Source organism: Shewanella fidelis ATCC BAA-318 (assembly GCF_000518605.1).
GTDB classification, from domain to species: domain Bacteria; phylum Pseudomonadota; class Gammaproteobacteria; order Enterobacterales; family Shewanellaceae; genus Shewanella; species Shewanella fidelis.
In genome coordinates this window covers 89036-110314 of sequence record NZ_JADX01000022.1, presented here as the reverse complement: position 1 = coordinate 110314, position 21279 = coordinate 89036, and the positions used below count along the sequence as shown (strand labels likewise).

The following is a 21279-nucleotide window of genomic DNA, read 5'->3' as shown; positions in this document are numbered from 1 at the left end:
GATTTGTTTCGGAAAAACGAAATCAAACTTTTTACATATTGCTATGAACACTCGTTCATTAAGAAATTTTTGATTGTCTTGTTAAAGACAATTTCGAATAACTTAATCTCTGTGAGTGCCCACACAGATTTGCTTGTCATATTGTTAAAGAGCGTTGCCAGCTTGGTGTTCTTGCGAACCGCTTCAAGTGGCTAGGGATGCGTATTCTACACTTCCCATTGTTGGCGTCAAGCGTTTATTTTAAGAAGTTTTTCAAGCGCCGATTTCTTAATCAGAAGTCGTTGCGTGAAGCTCTTAAACCGCTTGTCACCTGAGATTAAATTTCTTAGAAGTTAATCTCTCTAACTCTGCTGCAAGTCCCTTTCTATCTAGCTTAACGCTGGGTAGATGGCCTGCTTCGCCGTGTCAGTGGGGTCGCATTATAGGGAGATTTTAAAAGAGCGCAAGCGCTTTTTTAAAGAAAATTACGCTTTTTTGAAAAAGCTTTTTTAAGCACATCATACTCACCAAATACCCACAGAGTTATACACATCAGCGCCATTGTAAGTGTAAAAAACATCCGCTAGAGACCAGTAGAATCAAGCATATTGGCTTTCAGGCCTCTAGGTTAATTGTCGCGTTAGGTAACTAAAGCATGTGAGGGAAACTTAATTATGGCCACTTAAGTCGGTATTGTTCGGCAAGCAGTCTATATAAACAATATCTCCTCGGCTTTTATAACTAACGTTTATGATGTTCTCTTATAAAAAGCGACCTCTTATGCCAGCCGACGAGTTATGCCTGTCGATTTAAATACTCTCAACTTTAACTGACCCGTCTTTACCTTCCCCTGCTTTAATTAACTCTCTAATAAAGTGCGATGATGGCATCTTAGTCACGACAATATAGGTTTAGTGATCGATACACTATTAAGTAATGTCACCCTAGATAAGGTGCCGTCTTTTATTAGCTATCCATTAACGCTAGCTCAACCGCTTTGGAAGCATGGATCTCTGTAGTGTCATATAAGGGGACATGAGTATCTTGCTGCTGAACAAGTAATGCAATTTCAGTACAGCCTAAGATCACAGCTTCTGCTCCCTGTGCTTCTAATGCAGCAATGATCGCTAAATATTGTGTACGAGACCTTGCCGAAATAACGCCGCGGCATAGTTCTTCATAAATAATACTATGTACTATTCTTCGGTCAGGCTCTTCAGGAACAATCACGTTTATCGCGTACTTGTCTTGTAAGCGGCTTTTATAGAAGTCTTGCTCCATAGTAAAAGCAGTGCCTAGCAGCCCTACCTTTTTAATTCCATCGGTAACCAACTGACTTGCTGTAGCGTCGGCTATATGCAAAATTGGAATATTGATATTAGCTTGTATGTCATCTGCGACCTTGTGCATGGTGTTAGTACATATAAGTAGAAAGTCTGCGCCCGCTGCTTCAACTGATTTAGCTGCTGAACTAAGAATGGCGGCAGTTTGTTGCCACTCGCCTTTGTGCTGCAACTCTTCGATTTCTGCAAAATCGACACTATATAAAGCTACCTTTGCTGAATGTAGTCCACCAAGCTCAGCTTTAACCCCTTGATTGAGTGCGTTGTAATAGCTCGCTGTAGACTCCCAACTCATTCCGCCAAGCATACCGATTGTTTTCATGCCTACTTCCTCATTATTACCAGATATATAAATTTACCCAATGGCGATCGAACCAATGACAAGCTAGCAGGGATGCCAACAAGACTTTTTTTCACAGCTTTATATTGACTGTGTGTTGCCACATATGTGTCAAAATATCCCAATTGAAGGTAATAACGTTAAGCAATTAGCTAATTTAAATAACATTTAGTGAATCATCTCATTGTTTCCTCACATCAAATAGTGGTATTTTCCTGCCGTTTTTAAACCAAAAGCAATACATTCAAGGATTTGATATGGCACGTAAATACCTTTTAGCTCCCACTTTAATTGCAACACTTGTCTCTGCTAATTCCTACGCTGCAGTACAGTCATTTGACGCACGCTCTTTTGCAATGGGAGGCATAGGTGCTTCAACGGCGGACTACTTAACAGCGACATTCCACAACCCAGCATTAACGGCACGATATGGTGAGGATGATGATGTAGGTGTTCTCATTCCATCTATAGGGGCTCAAGTCGATGATAGTGAAGAAATCATCGATAAGACTGAAGATTTCTCTGACATTTATGATCGCTTTTCAGCAATTACCAACCCTACGGAGCAAGACGCACAGTTGGTTATCGATGCGTTAGAAGAATTACAGAGCAACCGTGCAAATGTTCAAGCTAACGTTAGCCTAGCTGTAGCCATACCAAATGAATATGTGTCAGTGAATATGTTCATCAAGGCGTATGCTGACGCATTTATCTTTGCCGATATTGCGGAAGATGATCTAAATACCGACAAACTGATCGAAAACGGCTCACTAACATCGCAAGCTCTGACGATGGGTGTAGTGATTGCTGAAGCTGGCGTGAGCTTTGCAAAATCTTATCAATCAAGCCACGGTACTTTCTATTACGGGATCACACCTAAATACCAACAAGTAACGACTATTAACTATGTTACTGATATTGAAAACTATGAGTTTGATGATTGGGATGATGATAAATATCAAACTGAAGAAAGTAACATCAACTTAGATATTGGCTTTGCTTACCACATGAATAATGGCTTCGCATTTGGCTTAGTCGGTAAAAACTTAGTCAAGAACAGTTATGAAACCTCAGCGACTAAAGGGATTAATGGTGAATATGTAATTAACCCGACTTACATTGCTAGCGCAAGCTATAACCATCGACTATTTACTGTCGGTGTCGATGTAGATCTAAATGAAGCAGAAGGCTACGATTCAATTGCTGGCACATTGAATGCTGTCGATACCAAAGCTGATAATAAGCAAATGGCAGGTATCGGTGTCGAGTTTAATGCCTTCGATTGGGCACAGGTGCGCGCAGGTTATCAGACTGACTTATCAGATAATCTAGCCGATCAATTTACTGCAGGCTTGGGCTTATCACCATTCGATACTTTCCATATCGACCTATCTGCCAGTTACGCCAGTGACAACGAGCTAGGCGCGGTCATTCAAACGTCGTTTACTTTCTAACTCAGTAAACTGGATAGCTCAAACTATGTTTGGGCTATCCACAATATGTTTAGCTATTATGGGCAATCACACTATCTTCAGGAGTTTGCTCTCGCTGATGCATACCATAATCACGGATCACACCAGCAACTCGTAAACGATAATTATCAAATACCCCTGCTCGGCCTTTACTTTGCGCCAATCGATGTGTTTCTAGCTCTCGCCACTGCTTTATAGCTTGCTCATCACGCCAAAAAGACAATGATAGGATCTTGCTGTCATCATTTAAGCTTTGAAATCGTTCTATTGAAATAAAACCATCAATGTCTACCAGCAAAGGCTTAAGCTCAGCGGCAATATCTAGATACTCGGCTTTCTTATCTTCGCTAATATGCACTTCGAAAATTACAGCTATCATGTTGATCCCCTCAAATTCATTATTCAGCAATGCTATAGATAAACAACCCTGTCATGGTTATTCATTGCATTTGATACAGAAAAGGGCCTAAAGGCCCTTTTCTGTTATCGCGCAAGACTAGTAAACACCTTGAGCTTTCATTGCATCAGCCACTTTTACAAAGCCAGCCACGTTTGCACCTAGCTCGTAGTTAATGTGCTCACCTTCTCGGCCATATTGCTCACATGTCGCATGAATTGAATACATGATGTCACGTAAGCGCACATCCACCTCTTCACGAGTCCAGCTTAAACGTAATGCATTTTGGCTCATCTCTAAACCAGACGTTGCTACGCCACCAGCATTAGCCGCCTTACCTGGAGCAAACAATACTCTCGCTTCATGCATTAACAGGATCGCTTCTGCAGTGCTTGGCATGTTGGCACCTTCAGCTACAATCTGCACACCATTTTCAATCAACATTGCAGCATGTTCTGCATCTAATTCATTTTGAGTCGCACAAGGTAAAGCTACATCGGTAGCAAACTGCCAAGGTGTGCCTCCAGTAACATACTCTAAGCCCATTTCATGTGCGTAATCGGCAACACGTCCACGACGCTCATTTTTCACTTCCATCAGCTTAGCTAGTTTCTCTGGTGTAAAGCCTTCTGGGTCAAATACAACACCACTTGAATCTGATGCTGTAATGACTTTACCGCCCATCTCCATTGCTTTTTCAATGGCATACTGAGCAACGTTACCTGAACCAGATACTGTAACGGTTTTACCCTCTAAGCTTTCACCTTTTGCCTTTAACATCGCTTCAACGAAATACAGCAAACCATACCCCGTCGCTTCAGGACGGATCAGACTGCCGCCAAAAGTTAGTCCTTTACCTGTAAACACACATTCAGCACTGTTAGTTAACTTCTTCATCATCCCCGTCATGTAACCAACTTCACGAGCACCAACACCGATATCACCAGCAGGCACGTCAGTATCAGCACCTAAGTGACGGTGAAGCTCTAACATTAATGCTTGGCAGAAGCGCATAACTTCGCCTTCACTCTTGCCTTTAGGATCAAAATCACTGCCGCCTTTACCGCCGCCCATAGGCAAGGTTGTCAGCGCATTTTTGAATGTTTGCTCAAATGCTAAAAACTTAAGTACAGATTGGTTCACTGATGGGTGGAAGCGCATACCACCTTTAAATGGCCCGATTGACGAGTTATGTTGAATGCGGAAAGCACGGTTAACCTGCACCTTACCGCTATCATCCACCCAAGATACACGGAACTGGATCAAGCGCTCAGGCTCTACTAGACGTTCTAAGATCCCTGCATTTAAATATTCAGGGCGTGCAGCAACAAAAGGCCAGATAGACGTGAGTACTTCTTTTACTGCTTGCAAGAACTCTGGTTGATTCGGGTTACGCTCGGCAACGGTTGAAAGAAAACTGTCAAGAGTCATATCGCAGCTCATTTTGGTGCTCCAGGGTATCTATAAATTGAGGTCATCGCTGCTTACGGATGGCAAATGCATACTGCAGCTTATGTTGTGGGGTGTGTTATATCAGCATTTGATAGTTAATGAATACAAGACTTTACTGAAGCTGTGTGATATCTCAAGAAAATCAAACATTCTAGCAGCATAGTAAAGATCCCATAATATTTGAGCGCATAAAATGATAAATCAGTAATTGTGACGCAATATCAAGCAGATATGCACGATCTATAGCCTTTTAGGCACAATACAGTCGGAAGTTGATACCGCTTATCAGCAGTGATGGTTTCTAAATATGGCTAAGGGATAGCCGACTCTGAGCAATAGGAACCCTAGGGTTCTTATAAATAAATTCCAGATAGCAAAAAGCCCGCTATAAAATAGCGGGCATTTTTAAATATGGCAGAGGGATAGCCGACTCTGAGCGATAGGAACCCTAGGATTCAACTTTAATTTGAACATACGAAAAAGGGCTTCCATTACTGGAAGCCCTTTCTCTAAATATGGCGGAGGGATAGGGATTTGAACCCTAGATGGGCTATAAACCCATGCCGGTTTTCAAGACCGGTGCATTCGACCACTCTGCCATCCCTCCGAACGCCGCAAATAATAGGGATACTCAGAGGCAATGTAAAGCCTAATTTTGCCAAAATCGTCTGTTTGCACAAAAACGCAGCTAGAAAGGCTATTTCAACTAAGTATTTGCTGAAAATACGCCCTACCGAACTCCTGTTCCCTAAGTTATGAGCTAAAGGAACTCAACATTATCAAGTTACTAAATGTTGAAAAAATCAATCGCATTACCACCAAGGATACGCTCGCGGCCTAGCTCAGAAAGCGACTGCTCTCGAACTAGCTTTCCAACTTTTTGCTCACCTAGTGGAAAAGGTGAATCAGATCCCAAAAGCACTTTGTCTTCACCCATAACATTAATCAAAAGTGCCAAAGCATCTGCACTAAATACTGCTGAATCTACTGAGAATCGACTTAAATAAGATGAAGGTAGATTAGGGCAATCCTCTCTAACAATATCACGATGACGCCAAGCATTATCGACACGCCCCATTAAATAAGCAAAACTCCCACCACCATGAGCAAAACAAAGCTTTAAATCAGTGGAGATACGTTCAAATGCACCAGACAAAATTAGCGACATAATCGACAAGTGAGTTTCTGCCGGCATTGCAACCAACCACTGCATCATATACTTACTCATACGCTCTCGGCCTAACATGTCCCACGGGTGAACTAATACTGGAATATTGTCAGCGGCACAATGCTGCAAAAATGTCACAATGCCCTCATCATCCAAGTTTTTACTTCCTACATGATTACCGATTTGCACCCCAAGATGACCATTAGACATCGCACGAGAAGCTTCCTTACAAGATGCATCAATATCTTGCAATGGTACCTGTGCCAATGCCTTAAGTCTGTTTGGTTTGTATTGGCATAGCTCCAAAGCAAGATCATTAAATAGTTCTGCACACTCTATCGCTTGAGCTGCTGGCCTTTCATAATTGAACAAAATAGGAGTGGCGCTCATAATTTGAATGTCCACTCCATCACGATCCATCTCTTCAAGGCGGATACTCGGATCCCACAGTGCTTGATACACTGGACGATACTCATCTTGCCCCAACATTATCATTGCTTTACCAGCCTCTGTATGCCGCATCCATGGCCAGTTAGGGGTAGAAAATTTTTTTGCTAAATCAGGCCATTGCTTAGGAATAAAATGAGTGTGCATATCTACGACTGTCATTGTGTTGACCTCTTTGGCTCAGCGGCTATTTACCGGCAGGATGAATAAGCCCGCATTGAGAGCAGGTCCTTAACAGCGGATCATTTGCAAATTCATCAAATACAGGAGGTAGATCCGTTGCGATATTTTTCAGCTGTACTTCGATTCGATGGACTAATGTATGACATTCTTGGCAATACCATTCAAAGCCGTCTTTGTCGCCTGCATCTCGCTTCGGTTCAATCACTAAACATAAACTACCCGCTTCAGGTCGCTGGGGAGAATGCCTAACATGGGGCGGTAACAAAAATATATCCCCTTCTTTTAAGTGCACTTCTTCTGGACCACTTGCGGTCATGATCCGTAAATATGCGTTACCTTTAAACTGATAAAAGAATTCTTCTACCGGATCATCATGGTAATCCAAGCGAGCGTTAGGCCCACCAACAACGGTAACCATTAAATCAGCATCTTCCCAGATCAAGGCATTATTAACTGGTGGCTTAAGAAGGTGCTCATGTTCTTGCAGCCATTGTTGAAAATTAAATCCGACCAATTTACTCGTGCTGCTAATCAATTCTGTAGTCATAATTCTAAATCCCTTTCGTTGTCGTCTGCGGCGCTATTGTTACTGGACAATAAGCTACGGCTTTAATTTCAATCAGCAAATGTGGATGAGGTAACTGATGAACAGCGACTGTTGTCCTTGCAGGGCCACTTTCATCAAAATATTCGCTGTATACGCGGTTGTAACCACCGAAGTCATTCATATTGACTAAAAAAGTACTTATCTCAGTCACATCATCAAGGCTGCCACCAGCACACTCAAGGATCTCGCCAATATTACGGATTACGGCACGAGTTTGCGCTTCGATATCAAGCTCTGTAGTCCCAAACTCATCAACGGCGACCCCTTCAAAGCTATTGTCAGCACGACGACTGCTGGTTCCTGAGACAAAAACCAAGTCTCCTGCGCGCTTATAGTGGGGAAAGGTTCCCCTCGGCAGTGCCTTTCCTGCAATCACTTGACTATTTTTCATCTGCCCGCTCCCCGTTTTCATCAGTCAAGGTTGAAACGCTAACACTGCCCAATGCTTCAGTTAACAACTTAATATGACAGCCCGCCCTTAATGGCTCGGCCGCCGTTGCAGCTCCTGCTAATACAATGCTTCCTGCCGCCAATTCAACACCGGCCTCTCCTGCTAAACGGGCTGCTGCCACTAAAGAACGCCAGGGGTTACCGAGTATCGCAGCACTTGAACCTATTTGTGTCGCTTGGCTATTGCATTCCATCACCATGCCGATATTGGCAATGTCAATATCGGCGGAATGCCACTGTCCCAATACAACCCCAGAAGATGAACAGTTATCAGCCACGACATCTTCCAGTGAAAATGCAAAATTCTTATAGCGTGAATCAATAATTTCCAACGCTGGAGCTATCGCTTCAACAGCAGCTCTAGCTTCAAGCAAGCTAATTTTTCCAGAGAGTGGCTTTTTCAATAAAAATGCAATTTCAGGTTCAATACGCGGGTGAATAAATCGGGACAAATCCAATGGTGCCCCCTCCTCAATTAACATCGCATCCGTTAGTGGCCCCCAAATTACATCATTAACGCCCATTTGAAGCATTTTCGCTCGGCTAGTGAAGCCCATTTTTATCCCGACTTGTACTTCACCGCGGGCAATGCGTTTAGCGACAGATGCAGCTTGAACTTGATAGGCTTGCGCTAAAGATAGTGAGACCCCTTGTGCAGATAATTGGGTGATAGCACATGCTTGACTTGCGGCGCTGTCAACTAACGTAGCCAATTCTTTGATAGATCCATTATTATTCGATTTCATCTTGCGACCTTATTTGGGTGAGCTAAGCCTCAGCGGCATCTTGGACGAGGGGTTGCTTAAGCTGTCTTTTCACTAGATCTAAAGCAACGTCGACTATCATGTCTTCTTGTCCGCCTACCATGGCTCGTTTACCCAGTTCGACTAAAATTGAACGAGTATCAATTCCATACAACTTAGCTGCTTTCTCTGCGTGACGTAAAAAACTAGAATACACACCGGCATACCCGAGCGATAACGTTTCTCTATCCACTTGCACAACTCGGTCTTGTAAGGGTCTGACCAAGTCATCAGCCGCATCCATCAAACCAAATAGTTCGCAACCATGATCCCAGCCCATACGTTCTGCCGCGGCAATAAAAACTTCTAAAGGTGCATTTCCGGCACCGGCCCCCATTCCAGCCAACGACGCATCAACTCGTGTAACACCGTGCTGTACCGCAACAATCGAGTTCGCCACACCTAATGACAAATTATGATGGGCATGGATGCCTATCTCAGTCGTGGGTTCTAGAATCGCTTTAAAAGCATCGACTCTAGCCGCCACATCATCCATGTTCATAGCACCTCCAGAATCAACTACGTACACAGCTTGCGCACCATATGACTCCATCAATTTGGCTTGTTTCGCTAGCTGCTGTGGACTATTCATATGCGACATCATTAAGAAACCACAGGTATCCATGCCAAGCTCACGCGCATATTCAATATGCTGTCGAGAAATATCGGCCTCAGTGCAATGAGTCGCTACGCGTACCGAACGAACTCCCGCATCCCATGCCCACAACAGATCTTTCTTAACTGCGATTCCGGGTAAGATTAACGTGGTGAGCTTTGCCTTGGTCAGCACATCGGCAGCCGCTTCGATCCACTCACGATCAGAATGCGCTCCAAAGCCATAGTTCATGCTAGATCCCCCAAGGCCATCACCATGGGCAACTTCTATAGCGTCAACACCTGCGACATCAAGAGCTTTAGCAATATTTTGCACTTGCTCTATGTTGTATTGATGTCTGATGGCATGCATACCATCCCGTAAGGTGACATCTTGGATATAGAGTTTTCTATCCATGTTTGTTGCTCCTATTGGGAAGAAATTTACATAAAGCGATTTGCTCTGCGGTACCTAAAGCAGCGGATGTCATAATATCGAGATTCCCCGCGTAAGCAGGCAAGTAATGTGCCGCACCTTCAACTTCTAAGAAAACGGATATCTTGATGCCAATATAAGTCCCAATGCCGGGCATTTTAAGCCCTGGGGCTTGGTCAAAACGCTCAAACTGTACTGATTGCTTTAATCGGTATCCAGGAACGTATGATTGAACGGCCGCCACCATAGCAGAGATAGAATCAGCAATATCTTGTTCTGTTTTATCGTGTATCTCAGGTAACGCGGCAAAGGCAAACACTGTGTCACGCATTATCATTGGTGGCTCTGCTGGATTAAGGACAATTATGGCCTTACCATGCTGAGCACCGCCAACTGATTCAATCGCTTGCGCTGTTGTTTGAGTAAATTCATCAATATTGGCACGAGTACCTGGCCCTGCTGAACGAGAGGATACAGAGGCGATAATTTCAGCATAATGCACTGGTAGCACACGACTTATTGCAGCGACGATGGGGATGGTTGCTTGTCCACCGCAAGTCACCATGTTGACGTTACCTTTATCTAAATGCTCATCAATATTAACGACTGGGACGGTATAGGGGCCAATCGCGGCAGGAGTCAGATCAATCACTTGCTTACCATGCTGTTGCAATATGGCATTATGGTGATGATGTGCATGAGCCGATGTCGCATCAAATACCAGCTTAATATCCGCAAAATCATCCATAGCGACTAACCCATCAATGCCCTCACTCGTCGTTGCAACGCCCATGGCTTTAGCACGAGCTAACCCATCGGAATCGGGGTCAATTCCCACCATCGCCGCCATGGTTAATAGCTCTGAGCTGTTCAAGATTTTTATCATTAAGTCAGTGCCAATATTGCCCGAACCGATAATAGCTACCTTGACTTTATTTAGGTGCTGTTTCATATGCTACGCCTCCTTGCTAAAACCAACGCGAACGGAACCTAAGCCCGCTATATTAGCTTCAAATCTATCGCCAGGATTCACTGTTACCATTGGTCCCAATGCACCTGTTAAGATAGTGTCCCCCGCACATAGCCCTTGCCCGCGAGCAGCAAACGTCCGAGCGACCCACAGTGCAGCATTTAATGGGTGACCAAGGCAAGCTTGCCCCGCTCCTACCGAAACAGGTTCACCGTTTCGTTCCATCACCATGCCGCACAAACGTAAATCTACGTCTTGCAATTGTGTTGGCATATTGCCAAGTACATACATTCCAGAAGATGCGTTATCTGCAATCGTATCTAGAATGCTTATATCCCAATTTTCTATTCTGCTACCTACTATTTCGATTGCTGGCAGCACAAATGCAGTAGCACGAATCAAGTCAGCCATGGTTGGCGATGACATCGATAAATCTTGAGCCAATACTAATGCGACTTCTGCTTCAACTTTTGGCTGTAACACCTGCCCAAATGACACTTCGTCACCGTCGGCTACGGCCATATCAGCGTAGAGCCCGCCAAAGTCTGGCTGGTCAACCCCTAGTTGCTTTTGCACCGATGCTGATGTGAGACCAATCTTATAACCAACAGCACGACGCCCTTGCTCTTTCCAATGTTTAACATTGATTTGTTGAACTTGATAAGCCGCATCAATACCGCCGCTCTCGAGTTGCTCTCTAACTGGTTTACAAGCAACTCCGGTCATTTCGGCTTGTCGTAACTGTGCGGCAATTAGCTGTAGTTGTTCATCAGACATGATATTTCCTTATAACTTAATGCAGATGTTCATCGGCTCAGAGTAGAAGCTTAATGAATGCATGCCACCTTCACGACCGACACCTGACAACTTAATTCCACCAAACGGCGTCCTTAAATCTCTGAGGTACCATGAGTTAACCCAAGCGACGCCTACATCCATTTGTTGAGCGACCCGGTGACCACGGGATAAATCTTGAGTCCATACTGTTGCAGCTAAGCCATAATCAGAATCATTAGCCAGCGCAACGGCCTCCTCTTCAGAGTCAAATGGAGTGATATGACAAATGGGACCAAAGACCTCTTGACGCTGTAACTGGCTGCTTTCCGACAGGCCGGTAAAAATACTCGGCTCAACAAAGGCTCCTAAATCTCTTTCATCACCAAAACTTGGAACCCCGCCACCACAGATGACCTTTGCACCATCGGCCTTAGCCGCCGCGATATATGAGAGCACCTTATCGCGATGCTTATGCGATATAAGTGGTCCCATATCAGTATCAAGCTCTGTTGGCCAACCAATCTTAATGGCTTCGGCTTGCTCCTTCATTGCTGCAACGAAACGATCAAATATGCTGCGTTCCACATAAACACGCTCTGTGCAGAGGCACACTTGGCCGCCATTAGTAAATACCGAGCGGCGAGTTCCCGCGACAGCGGCTTCAAAATCGCAGTCCGCAAAAATTAACGCCGCATTTTTACCACCTAATTCAAATGACAATGACTTTACCCCTGCCGAAGCCGCTCGCATAATTGCACTACCTGTGCGTGATTCGCCGGTGAAAGTAACCGCATCAATTTGCGAATGTTGAGTCAGCATGGCACCAGTAGAATTATCACCAAATCCGTGTACCAAATTAAACACGCCTGCTGGTACCCCTACTGCATCCATAACTTCCGCCAACAACGTTGCTGTGGCAGGGGTTTCTTCTGACGGTTTAATAACCACGGTATTGCCTGTCGCAAGAGCCGGAGCAAGTTTCCAAGTCAATAGCAATAACGGTAGATTCCAAGGCGCAATAACTGCAACCACTCCAATGGGCTTATTAACAGAATAATTTAACGCACCACGACCATCGGGAGTATCGGTATGAAAGCATTCAGCAGACTGTGATTTAACTGCATCGGCGAACGCTCTAAAATTGGCTGCAGCCCGAGGAATATCAATAGTTTGTGCTTGAGTAAGCGACTTACCTGTATCGGCCATTTCGGCAGCAACAAACTCTTCAAACCGTGCTTCTATACCATCTGCCACACGGTGTAGAATCGCGCAGCGTTCCTCTACGCTAAGTTGCTGCCAGCAGCCTGTGAGTGCAGTCTTAGCCGCTTGGACAGCCGCATCAACTTGTGCCTGACTCGCCTCACAAACTCGATTTATTACTTGACCATTGACGGGATTTATATTGTCGAAATATCGTTCACCACAAGTAAACGCACCATTAATATAATTTTTTAAGATTCCGCCGGCATGGGGGACATGGGTAGGCTTTCCTAGCTGCATAATTCCGTCCTGACATTGAACACTTAGCCCGAAGATGATCCAAGTGTTATCGAGTGATGAGTCCACTCTACGATGTCGAGACATAATAGGAAAATAACAAAATTAGACTTTGAAATATAAAAAAACATATAACAAGCTCAGATGGAAACAGTCTAAAAAAAGTACCTTAATTCAGAATAGATCATATAAATATCTTGTTTATCAGCAGGAAAAGCATTACCCGGTTGAAACCACGCAAAATCAAGCTCCACAACAAGATTGTCAATATGGCGATAACTTAATACCAGATCCCAGGCTTGTCCAAGATCAGAGTGAATTCCGTTAGGGAGTGCTTTGAGACCGGAGCCAAAAAAGGATGCAGAAGGAACATCTTGCTGATAATCATGCCAAAGCAACTCTATGGATGACTGAGCACTCGGTCGAAACCGAACGCCTAAGGTCGATATATTAATATTACTAAGTTCAGGCTTGACTATCTCACCATAATATTTGAGCTTTGCCCCTCCTTCGCCAAGCCAACCGGTATTTAACTGCAAGCCAGATTGCCTGAAACGAGTATCTGTACTCGCACCGCCCTTGTCACCACTGCCTCTGGCATACGCGGTAATGAATCGATTATCTTCCCCAGCCGTGAACCAAGTAGTGGGTAAGATATTGGCAACCACGCTAAGCAAGTGGTCGACTGGAATTAATAGCCCTAAATCAAAGCCAACCCCTTTAATTCGCCTACTCGAGTTATCTTGCCAAGTAGTACCAGAGGCGTAGATCAATTCATACCAATACGTAAAGGGTTGCTCTCTAATAGCCACCGCATCTAAAACACCATGGCCACGCAGACCAGTATGCAACACGTGTTCGCGCTGTACCGTATTAGGGCGAGATTGCTGATAGCGATTGAGTAAATACACTGCACCATTGTGACTGCCCATGCTTGTTGAGGCTTGAAGAAATTGATAATCATCACCATTACTCAGCTGCTTGGTCAGTAAATTGTTCGATATCCATTCATGCTTAGCAACAGCCAATCGCAATTGCCACTGCCATGTATACCAATTCACACTAGCATCGGCATGTAGACCGTCGAGACTATCGTGAAACACAAAACCACGGCTATCTTCATAGTATTGCCGACCTATACGCAGTTGCAGATCCTGTTGTTGAGTGGAAAAATTTACGTAAGCTGATTCAATAGCAAGCGACCCTACATCTGATGCTTTTTCAGCATAAAAAGTACGTTGCCATACCAAATCAATATATGAGCCAATATACTGATTTACGCCTAAGTTAAGCCCAAGTTTAACCTCATTGGCAAAATAATGAGTCTCTTGAATATCACTATCTAACTCACCACTTGGCTTACTCCCAGCCTGAGCTACCCATTCTCCCCCCCAACTCAACAAAGGGTAGCGATCAACATCAGCATAAATCAGATTCTGCGCTGAGAATGGCAGCAAAGATTGAATATCGTCACTCCGTTCAAAAAGCTTAATCACCTCTTCGGTCATAACAATTTCATTGGTTGAGGCTAAAGCCGTATTCGTGCCTATCAAAATCAGAGTGACTGCACATATTGTTCTTATTAACTTGCCTTCTAGCACTCCTGACCTCATGAGCTTTCAATTATGGTCAACAGCTTACAAAGGCCAAGCATATAAAAAAAATAACAGTTAACCTTCACACTATAGCAAATTTAATATAACGTAACATTAACGTTAATCAACGGTATATTTTGATGGGACCTAATAACTTAGAACAGCACCTGCTTTCACGGCTAAAGTTCAAATACTTAAGGTTATTAGTAACTGTGGGGGAAGAACGGAATATTTTTCGCGCGGCGCAAATACTCAATATGGCGCAGCCTGCAGCCACTAAGATCATCAGAGATATCGAAGATATATTAGAAATAAAGCTATTTGATCGTTCCTCTCGTGGTGTGACCCCGACGTTATTTGGAGATGTACTGATCAAACATGCCAAATTAATTCTATCGCAAGTTAAGCATGCCAGCGAAGAACTGTCATCACTTCAAGGTGGTTTATCAGGCCGTGTCACTATCGGTACTTTACTCGCCGCTAGCGCCATATTATTGCCCAAAGCGATTGCCAGATTAAAACGCGAGTGTCCCAATGTGTCTGTTGTGATCGTTGAAGGAACCGCCGACAAATTAATGTCTGCTTTGAAAATCAACGATATCGATTTAGTTGTTGGTCGTATTTCTGAAATCAATGATGAAGAACAACTACAGAATGAAATGCTATATCACGACCCATTTTCATTGGTTGCCCGAGCCGATCATCCCGCCCAGCTCCAGAGCGCCTTATCATTAACAGATTTATTGCAATATGAGTGGATTTTACCGCCTAAAGAAACCTTATTACGTCGAGAAATTGAGGATTTATTTCATCGCGAAAACTTAATCGTACCAGCCAATGCTACAGAATCGATTTCTATACTAGCCAATCGTACCCTGCTACAAGAAACCGATATGATTTCAATTTTACCCAACGAAGTGATTAAGAATTATGAAACTGTCGGTATCTTAAAGCGATTACCTATTGATTTACACTGTGATCCTGGGGCAATTGGTATCACGATTAAGGCCAACCGCGAGTTACCTCCAGTGTGTCACAGCTTACTCAACGCGCTACGAATCGAAGCTGAAGCCATTGGTGATTGATAACAAATATATCAAGATTTAATCGCTCAGTGAAAGCTGAGGGACCTGTCGTTTAGGGCTATTGGAGTTCTTCGATATTCTCGGTTAAATCATGCTATAAAATACCTCCAGAGTAACTCTATCTTCTAAACCCATTCAGTTATGCCTGCACAATAAGCGTAAATCCCAGCCAATAAAAAAGGCGCAAAATGCACCTTGTTATTAATGCCAATCATACTAAAGGTGTGATTGGTATAGGACCGGATAGTTAAAAGTTATAGGACACACTTACACCATAAGTCCTTGGGGCTTTGTACGCATTATATACCGTATCATCCCAAGCAGAGTAAAGCGTAGTAGAACCTATATTAAGCTCATCGGTTAAGTTTTTACCCCACAGTTGCACGCTCCACACATCATTAAAATCACGTAACATGATCACTAAATCTACAGAATATTCGGCGTCAACCTTGGTCAAAGGGTTATTTGAGTTGTCAAAGAAGTAATCAGTTTGGTACTGATAATTCAAGTTCACACTAGCATCGCCCATGCTTGACCACTCCCATGCATAAGTTGTGTAAATATTAAACATATGCTCTGGAGTTCGACGCATTTTATTACCATTAAGATTGCTATCATCAACAATTAGATCTTCGGTAAATTTAGCGTCTAAATACCCATAACCTAGATTAAATGACAAATTATCCGTCGCAAGCACTGTTGCTTCCAACTCTAGACCTTGAGCACGGCCGCTGCCATTCATAACCTGCAGATTCGGCGGGGTATGTTCTCCTGTTTCTACCCATACTTGATTTTGAATATCAGTGTATTCAGTATGGAAAACAGCACCGTTTAGGCGAACAGTGTTATCGAAGCCTTGAGTTTTAAAACCAACTTCATTGTTCCATGCTATTTCAGGTTTAAACGGTGTTATCGCTTCAATCGCCTTTTCCATTCCCTCGCCGTTAAATCCACCAGCCTTATAACCTTTAGCAAGCGAATAGTATAAGAACACATCCGCAGTGAGCTGATACTCTACATTGAAGCTTGGCGTCCATTCTGACCATGAATCTTCAGTTTCAAAATCATAGCGCTCAACTCGATTACCATTAAGGTCTTCGTGTAAATTATCGCCATTATCAAAACGTCGTCCCCAAGCAGCCCCACCAAATGTTTTATCATCTTGGCTCCAGCGCAGACCCGCGGTTATGGTTAAATCATCAGTGAAATCGTAAGCAATTTGTCCAAAAACAGCATAACTATCGGAAACATTTTCAGTGGTATTAGCCACATTTCCAGTCGTAGTTCCCCATTGAGTATGGAACCAATAGTCCACATCTTCATAGCGCGAGATATCTTCACGCATCCAAAACACACCGCCTAACCAAGTAAAGTTACCGTCATCACCAGAAAGGCGAACCTCTTGCGAGTATTGCTTTGACGACTCTTTTTTACGTGACAACCATTCGTCATCAGGCTGCATCAACGCAAGCTCCTCATGAGAACCGACCGTGTTATCAGCAGGGTCTCCCCAAGGATCAAACACCTGAGAACTATCGACTAAACCAGCGGCAGCATTTTCAAAGAAATCATAATCATTGCTACGCATTGCCGTAATCGACGTTAACGCTCCAAAATCGGTAAACCAATCCAGTTGCACACTAAAATTATAGCTATCGGCATTCTCAAACCCGTCAACACTATTGTCATCTCGACGAGGATCATCACTAATAAATGCAGCATTTCGACCTTCACTATAGCCAATGTGCTTTACCCTTGGTGTCCCATCCGACGTTGAAGCTCCCGCCGTAAATAGTAACTCTAGATCTGCACTGGCCTCCCACAATATCTGCCCTCGCGCTGAATAACGACTTAGATCATCGGCATCATTTCCAGTATAAATGTTTTCACCATAACCATCTCGAGAAACGGCACTGACAGCTATTTTACCTGCTACTGAGTCAGAAAAACCGCCGGTAACATACCCTTTGGTTTCCCAAAGTCCGTAATTGCCCAAGGTCAACTCGGCGCTGCCTGTGGCATCGCCAAAATCAGGCCGGCGGGTAATAAAGTTAATCGCTCCGCCCACCACATTCTTGCCGTATAATGTTCCCTGTGGACCACGTAATACCTCAACGCTTTGCAAATCAAACAAATCCATCGCAGCTGCGGTACCACGTGAGACATAAACTCCATCGACATACATGCCAATAGCCGCTGCGGCTCCAGCACTCTCGATATCACTACCAATACCACGCATAAATAGTTCTGGCTCACCAGCACTATAAGCATTCATTTGAAAACCCGGTGTTCGTTCAGCGATATCGTTTAGCCCCTCAATCTTAGACTCCTTCATTTGTTCAGCACCAAAGGCCGTAATCGCTATTGGAGTCGATTGCAGACTTTCAACTCTGTGCCTTGCTTTGACTTCGATAACTTCAATCCCTTTAGTGCTGACTTCGTCATCTTGTGTCTCTGAGTCCTGTGCGAACACCTGCTGATTAGCCCCTAGCGCTAATAATATCGCAAATGAGATCGGTGAAATTCTCTGTTGAAAATGTCTACTAATTCTAGCTTGTTGAATGTTTGCCGAATGATTCATGTGTTTGCTCCCTCAAACTTGGCCATTGTTATAATTTTTTCAGATGAGAAGCTGCATAAAATTTACTCACCGTTTAATTCAACCTAAGGGAGTCAGAGCAAGGTTAGAAATATATCTTTTGCCAACTGCTATATTTTAAACGTTATATCAATAAGAATAGGGACAATAAAAAACCATGACATTAAATAACAATGTCATGGTTTATTAGTAAGGGCCTGCTAGTTATGCCGTTACACGCTGAGCATTGAGATAAACACAACTCCTAACCCTAGCGGTGCAATGTAGCGTACCAGCAGCCTCCACACTCGATAAGTCAATGGTGATTTCACAGCATCTAACTCATCGGCAGTGATCGATTTTGGTAAAATCCAGCCGACAAATATTGCTACAAAGATGCTGCATAATGGCATCATCATTGCGGTTATGAAGTAGTCAAATAAGTCGAAAAATGTTTTCTGTTGGAAGATTTCAATGAAGCCTAATGGGTAAACATCAGACAATATATTGAAGGACAGGACTGACAACAATCCCAACAGCCAACTGACCATGCCCACGGCGATTGCAGCAGTCCCACGGCGCATTTGCGCTTTCTCACGTAACCACGCCACAGCACACTCCATCATAGAAATTGCCGAGGTTAATGCTGCAAAAAAAAGTAATAAGAAAAATACAGGTCCAATAACGACGCCTCCCGGCATTTGTCCAAATGCATAAGGTAAGGTCATAAACACTAAGCCTGGGCCGCCTGTAGGTGGAAGTCCGATAGCGAAAACAATCGGAAAAATAGCCATTCCGGCTAATAAAGCTATCAAGGTATCAGCACTAATGATCACCATAGAGGCTTTAGGAATTGAGGTTTTCCGATTAAGGTAAGCCCCATAAGCCATCAAGTTAGTGATCCCCACACCAATCGAAAAGAAGGCTTGACCTATCGCCTCAATAATCACCTCAGTTGTAATCTTCGAGAAATCAGGTACAAACAGAAACTTGAAGCTCTTTAGAAAGTCACCAGTAACCCCTGCATAAATCACCATCACTATCAGCAATATAAACAACACAGGCATAAGCAATTTTACCGCACGTTCAATCCCCGATTGAACGCCCTTAGCTGACACCATTACCGTAATGACCAAAAAGCTAGTTGCCCAAACGAATAGCTGTGAAGCACTGGCATTAATCCCATCAAAGGTTTGTTCAATTGCAGCTTGCTCCAACCCAGTTAACCGTCCAGAGCCCGACTCAAATACATAGGCTAGTGTCCATCCACCAACCACGGAGTAGAAACCAAAAATAACGATCGCGGCTATCACTCCAAAGAACCCCATCCAACGCCAATGCTCAGAAACTTTGGCTTCTTTGGCTACCCGAACAATCGCATTAGGCGGACTTAATTGGCCGCGCCTGCCAACTAACAACTCTGCCATTAGGATTGGCAGTACAACGACCAAAATTGCGAGGATATAAACAAATACAAATGCGCCCCCGCCATTTTCACCCGCAGCATAGGGGAAACGCCATATATTGGCGAGACCGACAGCAGAGCCCACCGCAGCCATAATAAATCCCGCCTTAGATGACCACTGTTCATGGCCGCTATTCAAGCTTGCCGAAGCAGGTTGGCTTGAATTTGATATGCTTGTATATGACATACTAAATCCCTTTAAATATTAAATTAACATCAGTACCTGAGGGCTTAAATCAAGTGACAGCTTGGCGATGATGATATTTATCAAGCTGCCAAAGCTGCTCACTCATAATGGATTTAATCGCCATAACGGCATCCCAAATATCAACGTAACGGATGTATAAAGGTGTGAGTCCAAAGCGGAGAGTATCAGGAGCGCGGAAATCACCGATCACTCCTTGATCGATAAGCGCCTGCATGATCGCGTAACCTTGTTCATGGCGCAGAGCCACTTGACTGCCTCGAGTGTTATCTGTTGGTGATATCACCTCAAAGCCATACTCCGCACAGTGTGTTTCTAACAACTGCAGAAAGATATCTCCTAACGCTAATGATTTTTGTCTGACTTGCTGGATATTAGCTCGTGAAGAGATTTCGATACCGATCTTTGAAACCGCCATCGTTATTATGGGTTGGGTACCTGTTAGCATCTGTGTAATGCCATCTGCAGGTCGATAATCCCGTTCAAAATTAAACGGAGCTTGATGACCCCACCAACCAGTTAATGGCTGCAAGCCTTTACCGTGATGACGACTGGCAGCATAGATGAAAGCTGGACTCCCTGGGCCACCATTGTAGTATTTATAAGTGCAGCCTATAGCAAAATCGACATTGCAACCGTTAAGGTCGACATCCATAGCTCCAGCGCTATGACAAAGATCCCAAACAGATATAGCCCCTGCTGCTTGCGTGCGCTGAGTGATGGCTTTCATATCAAGTACACACCCTGATTTATAATGCACTTGGGTTAAACACACCACCGCAATTGATTCATCTATCGCACTGATAATTTCATTGCCCTCAGCAAACACAATTTCATAACGCTCGCCCAGCAACTTTAATAATCCCTGCACTGTGTAGTTATCTGTCGGGAAATTACTGCCTTCCATCAAAATTTTATGACGCTGAGGCTGCAAAGTTAGCGCCGCAGAAACAACTTTGAAAAGATTAATGCTGGTAGAGTCGGTCATGACAACCTCACCAGGGGCTGCACCGATAGTCTTCGCTAATAAGTTCCCCAAATCACCTGCCATGCTAAACCAGCTATGCTGGTTCCAGCTTTTGACTAAATCAGTCCCCCACTGCTCAGTAATTACTTTTGATGCTACAGATAATGCAGCTTTAGGCATAGCACCAAGAGAATTCCCGCAAAGGTAGATATTATTAGTTGGGAGTTGAAATTCATCGCGGAATAATGCGAGGGGATCATCGATATCAAGGCGTTCACAATCTTGTCTAGTAAGGATATTCATATTGACTGCTCTCCAATATAAAGCGTTAAATAACGTCTTTATTTTTATGATTATTATTGGATACTAACTAGTCAATCTTTAACTTTAAAATAACATTCCTGTCAACAGATATAACAAAACCCATATAGTACTCTGCATGACAAAAGAAAAAAACGGCCACAAGGAC

17 protein-coding genes and 1 tRNA gene are annotated in these 21279 nt (G+C 43.7%); 2 read left to right on the top strand and 16 right to left on the bottom strand.

Features of this window, described 5'->3' with window-relative positions:
• Window positions 1-945 precede the first annotated feature (945 nt).
• Window positions 946-1644, bottom strand: coding sequence for an aspartate/glutamate racemase family protein (locus L884_RS0112040; RefSeq protein WP_028767745.1), 699 nt, complete (start codon window positions 1642-1644; stop codon window positions 946-948).
• Window positions 1645-1919: 275 nt separating this feature from the next.
• Here L884_RS0112040 and L884_RS0112035 point away from each other — a divergent pair, with 275 nt between their 5' ends.
• Window positions 1920-3116, top strand: coding sequence for a conjugal transfer protein TraF (locus L884_RS0112035; RefSeq protein ID WP_028767744.1), 1197 nt, complete (start codon window positions 1920-1922; stop codon window positions 3114-3116).
• A gap of 49 nt (window positions 3117-3165) precedes the next feature.
• On the opposite strand, the gene L884_RS0112030 is transcribed toward L884_RS0112035, so the two are convergent.
• The 12 genes from L884_RS0112030 to L884_RS0111975 all read right to left on the bottom strand — a co-directional run bounded on the left by L884_RS0112030 (window position 3166) and on the right by L884_RS0111975 (window position 14528).
• Window positions 3166-3513 carry an antibiotic biosynthesis monooxygenase family protein gene (locus L884_RS0112030; RefSeq protein ID WP_028767743.1) on the bottom strand — a complete coding sequence of 116 codons (348 nt, stop codon included), beginning with the start codon at window positions 3511-3513 and terminating at the stop codon, window positions 3166-3168.
• A gap of 117 nt (window positions 3514-3630) precedes the next feature.
• Complete coding sequence (gene gdhA, locus L884_RS0112025; protein ID WP_028767742.1) at window positions 3631-4974, bottom strand: NADP-specific glutamate dehydrogenase; 1344 nt, start codon at window positions 4972-4974, stop codon at window positions 3631-3633.
• A 525-nt stretch (window positions 4975-5499) separates the two neighbouring features.
• A tRNA-Ser gene (locus tag L884_RS0112020) sits at window positions 5500-5590 on the bottom strand.
• 180 nt (window positions 5591-5770) lie between these two features.
• Window positions 5771-6760 (bottom strand): amidohydrolase family protein, encoded by a 990-nt coding sequence (locus tag L884_RS0112015; protein WP_028767741.1) that lies wholly within the window; start codon window positions 6758-6760, stop codon window positions 5771-5773.
• Between the two features lie 25 nt (window positions 6761-6785).
• Window positions 6786-7328: a 3-hydroxyanthranilate 3,4-dioxygenase gene (locus tag L884_RS0112010; RefSeq protein ID WP_051435621.1), complete on the bottom strand. Its 543-nt coding sequence runs from the start codon at window positions 7326-7328 to the stop codon at window positions 6786-6788.
• A gap of 4 nt (window positions 7329-7332) precedes the next feature.
• Window positions 7333-7779: a RidA family protein gene (locus tag L884_RS0112005; RefSeq protein ID WP_037410860.1), complete on the bottom strand. Its 447-nt coding sequence runs from the start codon at window positions 7777-7779 to the stop codon at window positions 7333-7335.
• On the bottom strand, window positions 7769-8584 hold the full coding sequence (locus tag L884_RS0112000) for a 2-keto-4-pentenoate hydratase (RefSeq protein WP_028767738.1): 816 nt from the start codon (window positions 8582-8584) through the stop codon (window positions 7769-7771). The genes L884_RS0112005 and L884_RS0112000 overlap by 11 nt, the downstream gene beginning before the upstream one ends.
• A gap of 22 nt (window positions 8585-8606) precedes the next feature.
• On the bottom strand, window positions 8607-9653 hold the full coding sequence (gene dmpG / locus L884_RS0111995) for a 4-hydroxy-2-oxovalerate aldolase (protein WP_028767737.1): 1047 nt from the start codon (window positions 9651-9653) through the stop codon (window positions 8607-8609).
• Window positions 9646-10623, bottom strand: coding sequence for an acetaldehyde dehydrogenase (acetylating) (locus tag L884_RS22025; RefSeq protein WP_037410858.1), 978 nt, complete (start codon window positions 10621-10623; stop codon window positions 9646-9648). Before L884_RS22025 ends, dmpG begins: the two co-directional genes overlap by 8 nt.
• A gap of 3 nt (window positions 10624-10626) precedes the next feature.
• A complete protein-coding gene (gene mhpD / locus L884_RS0111985) occupies window positions 10627-11418 on the bottom strand; it encodes a 2-keto-4-pentenoate hydratase (protein ID WP_028767736.1) in 792 nt (263 codons plus the stop codon).
• Window positions 11419-11427: 9 nt separating this feature from the next.
• A complete protein-coding gene (locus tag L884_RS0111980; RefSeq protein WP_051435620.1) occupies window positions 11428-12918 on the bottom strand; it encodes a 2-hydroxymuconic semialdehyde dehydrogenase in 1491 nt (496 codons plus the stop codon).
• Window positions 12919-13070: 152 nt separating this feature from the next.
• Window positions 13071-14528 (bottom strand): alginate export family protein, encoded by a 1458-nt coding sequence (locus L884_RS0111975; protein ID WP_084221436.1) that lies wholly within the window; start codon window positions 14526-14528, stop codon window positions 13071-13073.
• 122 nt (window positions 14529-14650) lie between these two features.
• On the opposite strand from L884_RS0111975, the gene L884_RS0111965 reads away from it, so the two are divergent.
• Entirely contained in the window at window positions 14651-15595 is a 945-nt protein-coding gene (locus tag L884_RS0111965) for a LysR substrate-binding domain-containing protein (protein ID WP_028767733.1), read from the top strand.
• A gap of 247 nt (window positions 15596-15842) precedes the next feature.
• On the opposite strand, the gene L884_RS0111960 is transcribed toward L884_RS0111965, so the two are convergent.
• The 3 genes from L884_RS0111960 to kynU form a co-directional block, all read right to left on the bottom strand.
• Complete coding sequence (locus L884_RS0111960; protein ID WP_028767732.1) at window positions 15843-18176, bottom strand: TonB-dependent receptor; 2334 nt, start codon at window positions 18174-18176, stop codon at window positions 15843-15845.
• 230 nt (window positions 18177-18406) lie between these two features.
• Window positions 18407-19825 (bottom strand): sodium-dependent transporter, encoded by a 1419-nt coding sequence (locus L884_RS0111955; protein ID WP_028767731.1) that lies wholly within the window; start codon window positions 19823-19825, stop codon window positions 18407-18409.
• 49 nt (window positions 19826-19874) lie between these two features.
• Entirely contained in the window at window positions 19875-21113 is a 1239-nt protein-coding gene (gene kynU, locus L884_RS0111950; RefSeq protein WP_156925686.1) for a kynureninase, read from the bottom strand.
• Window positions 21114-21279 lie beyond the last annotated feature (166 nt).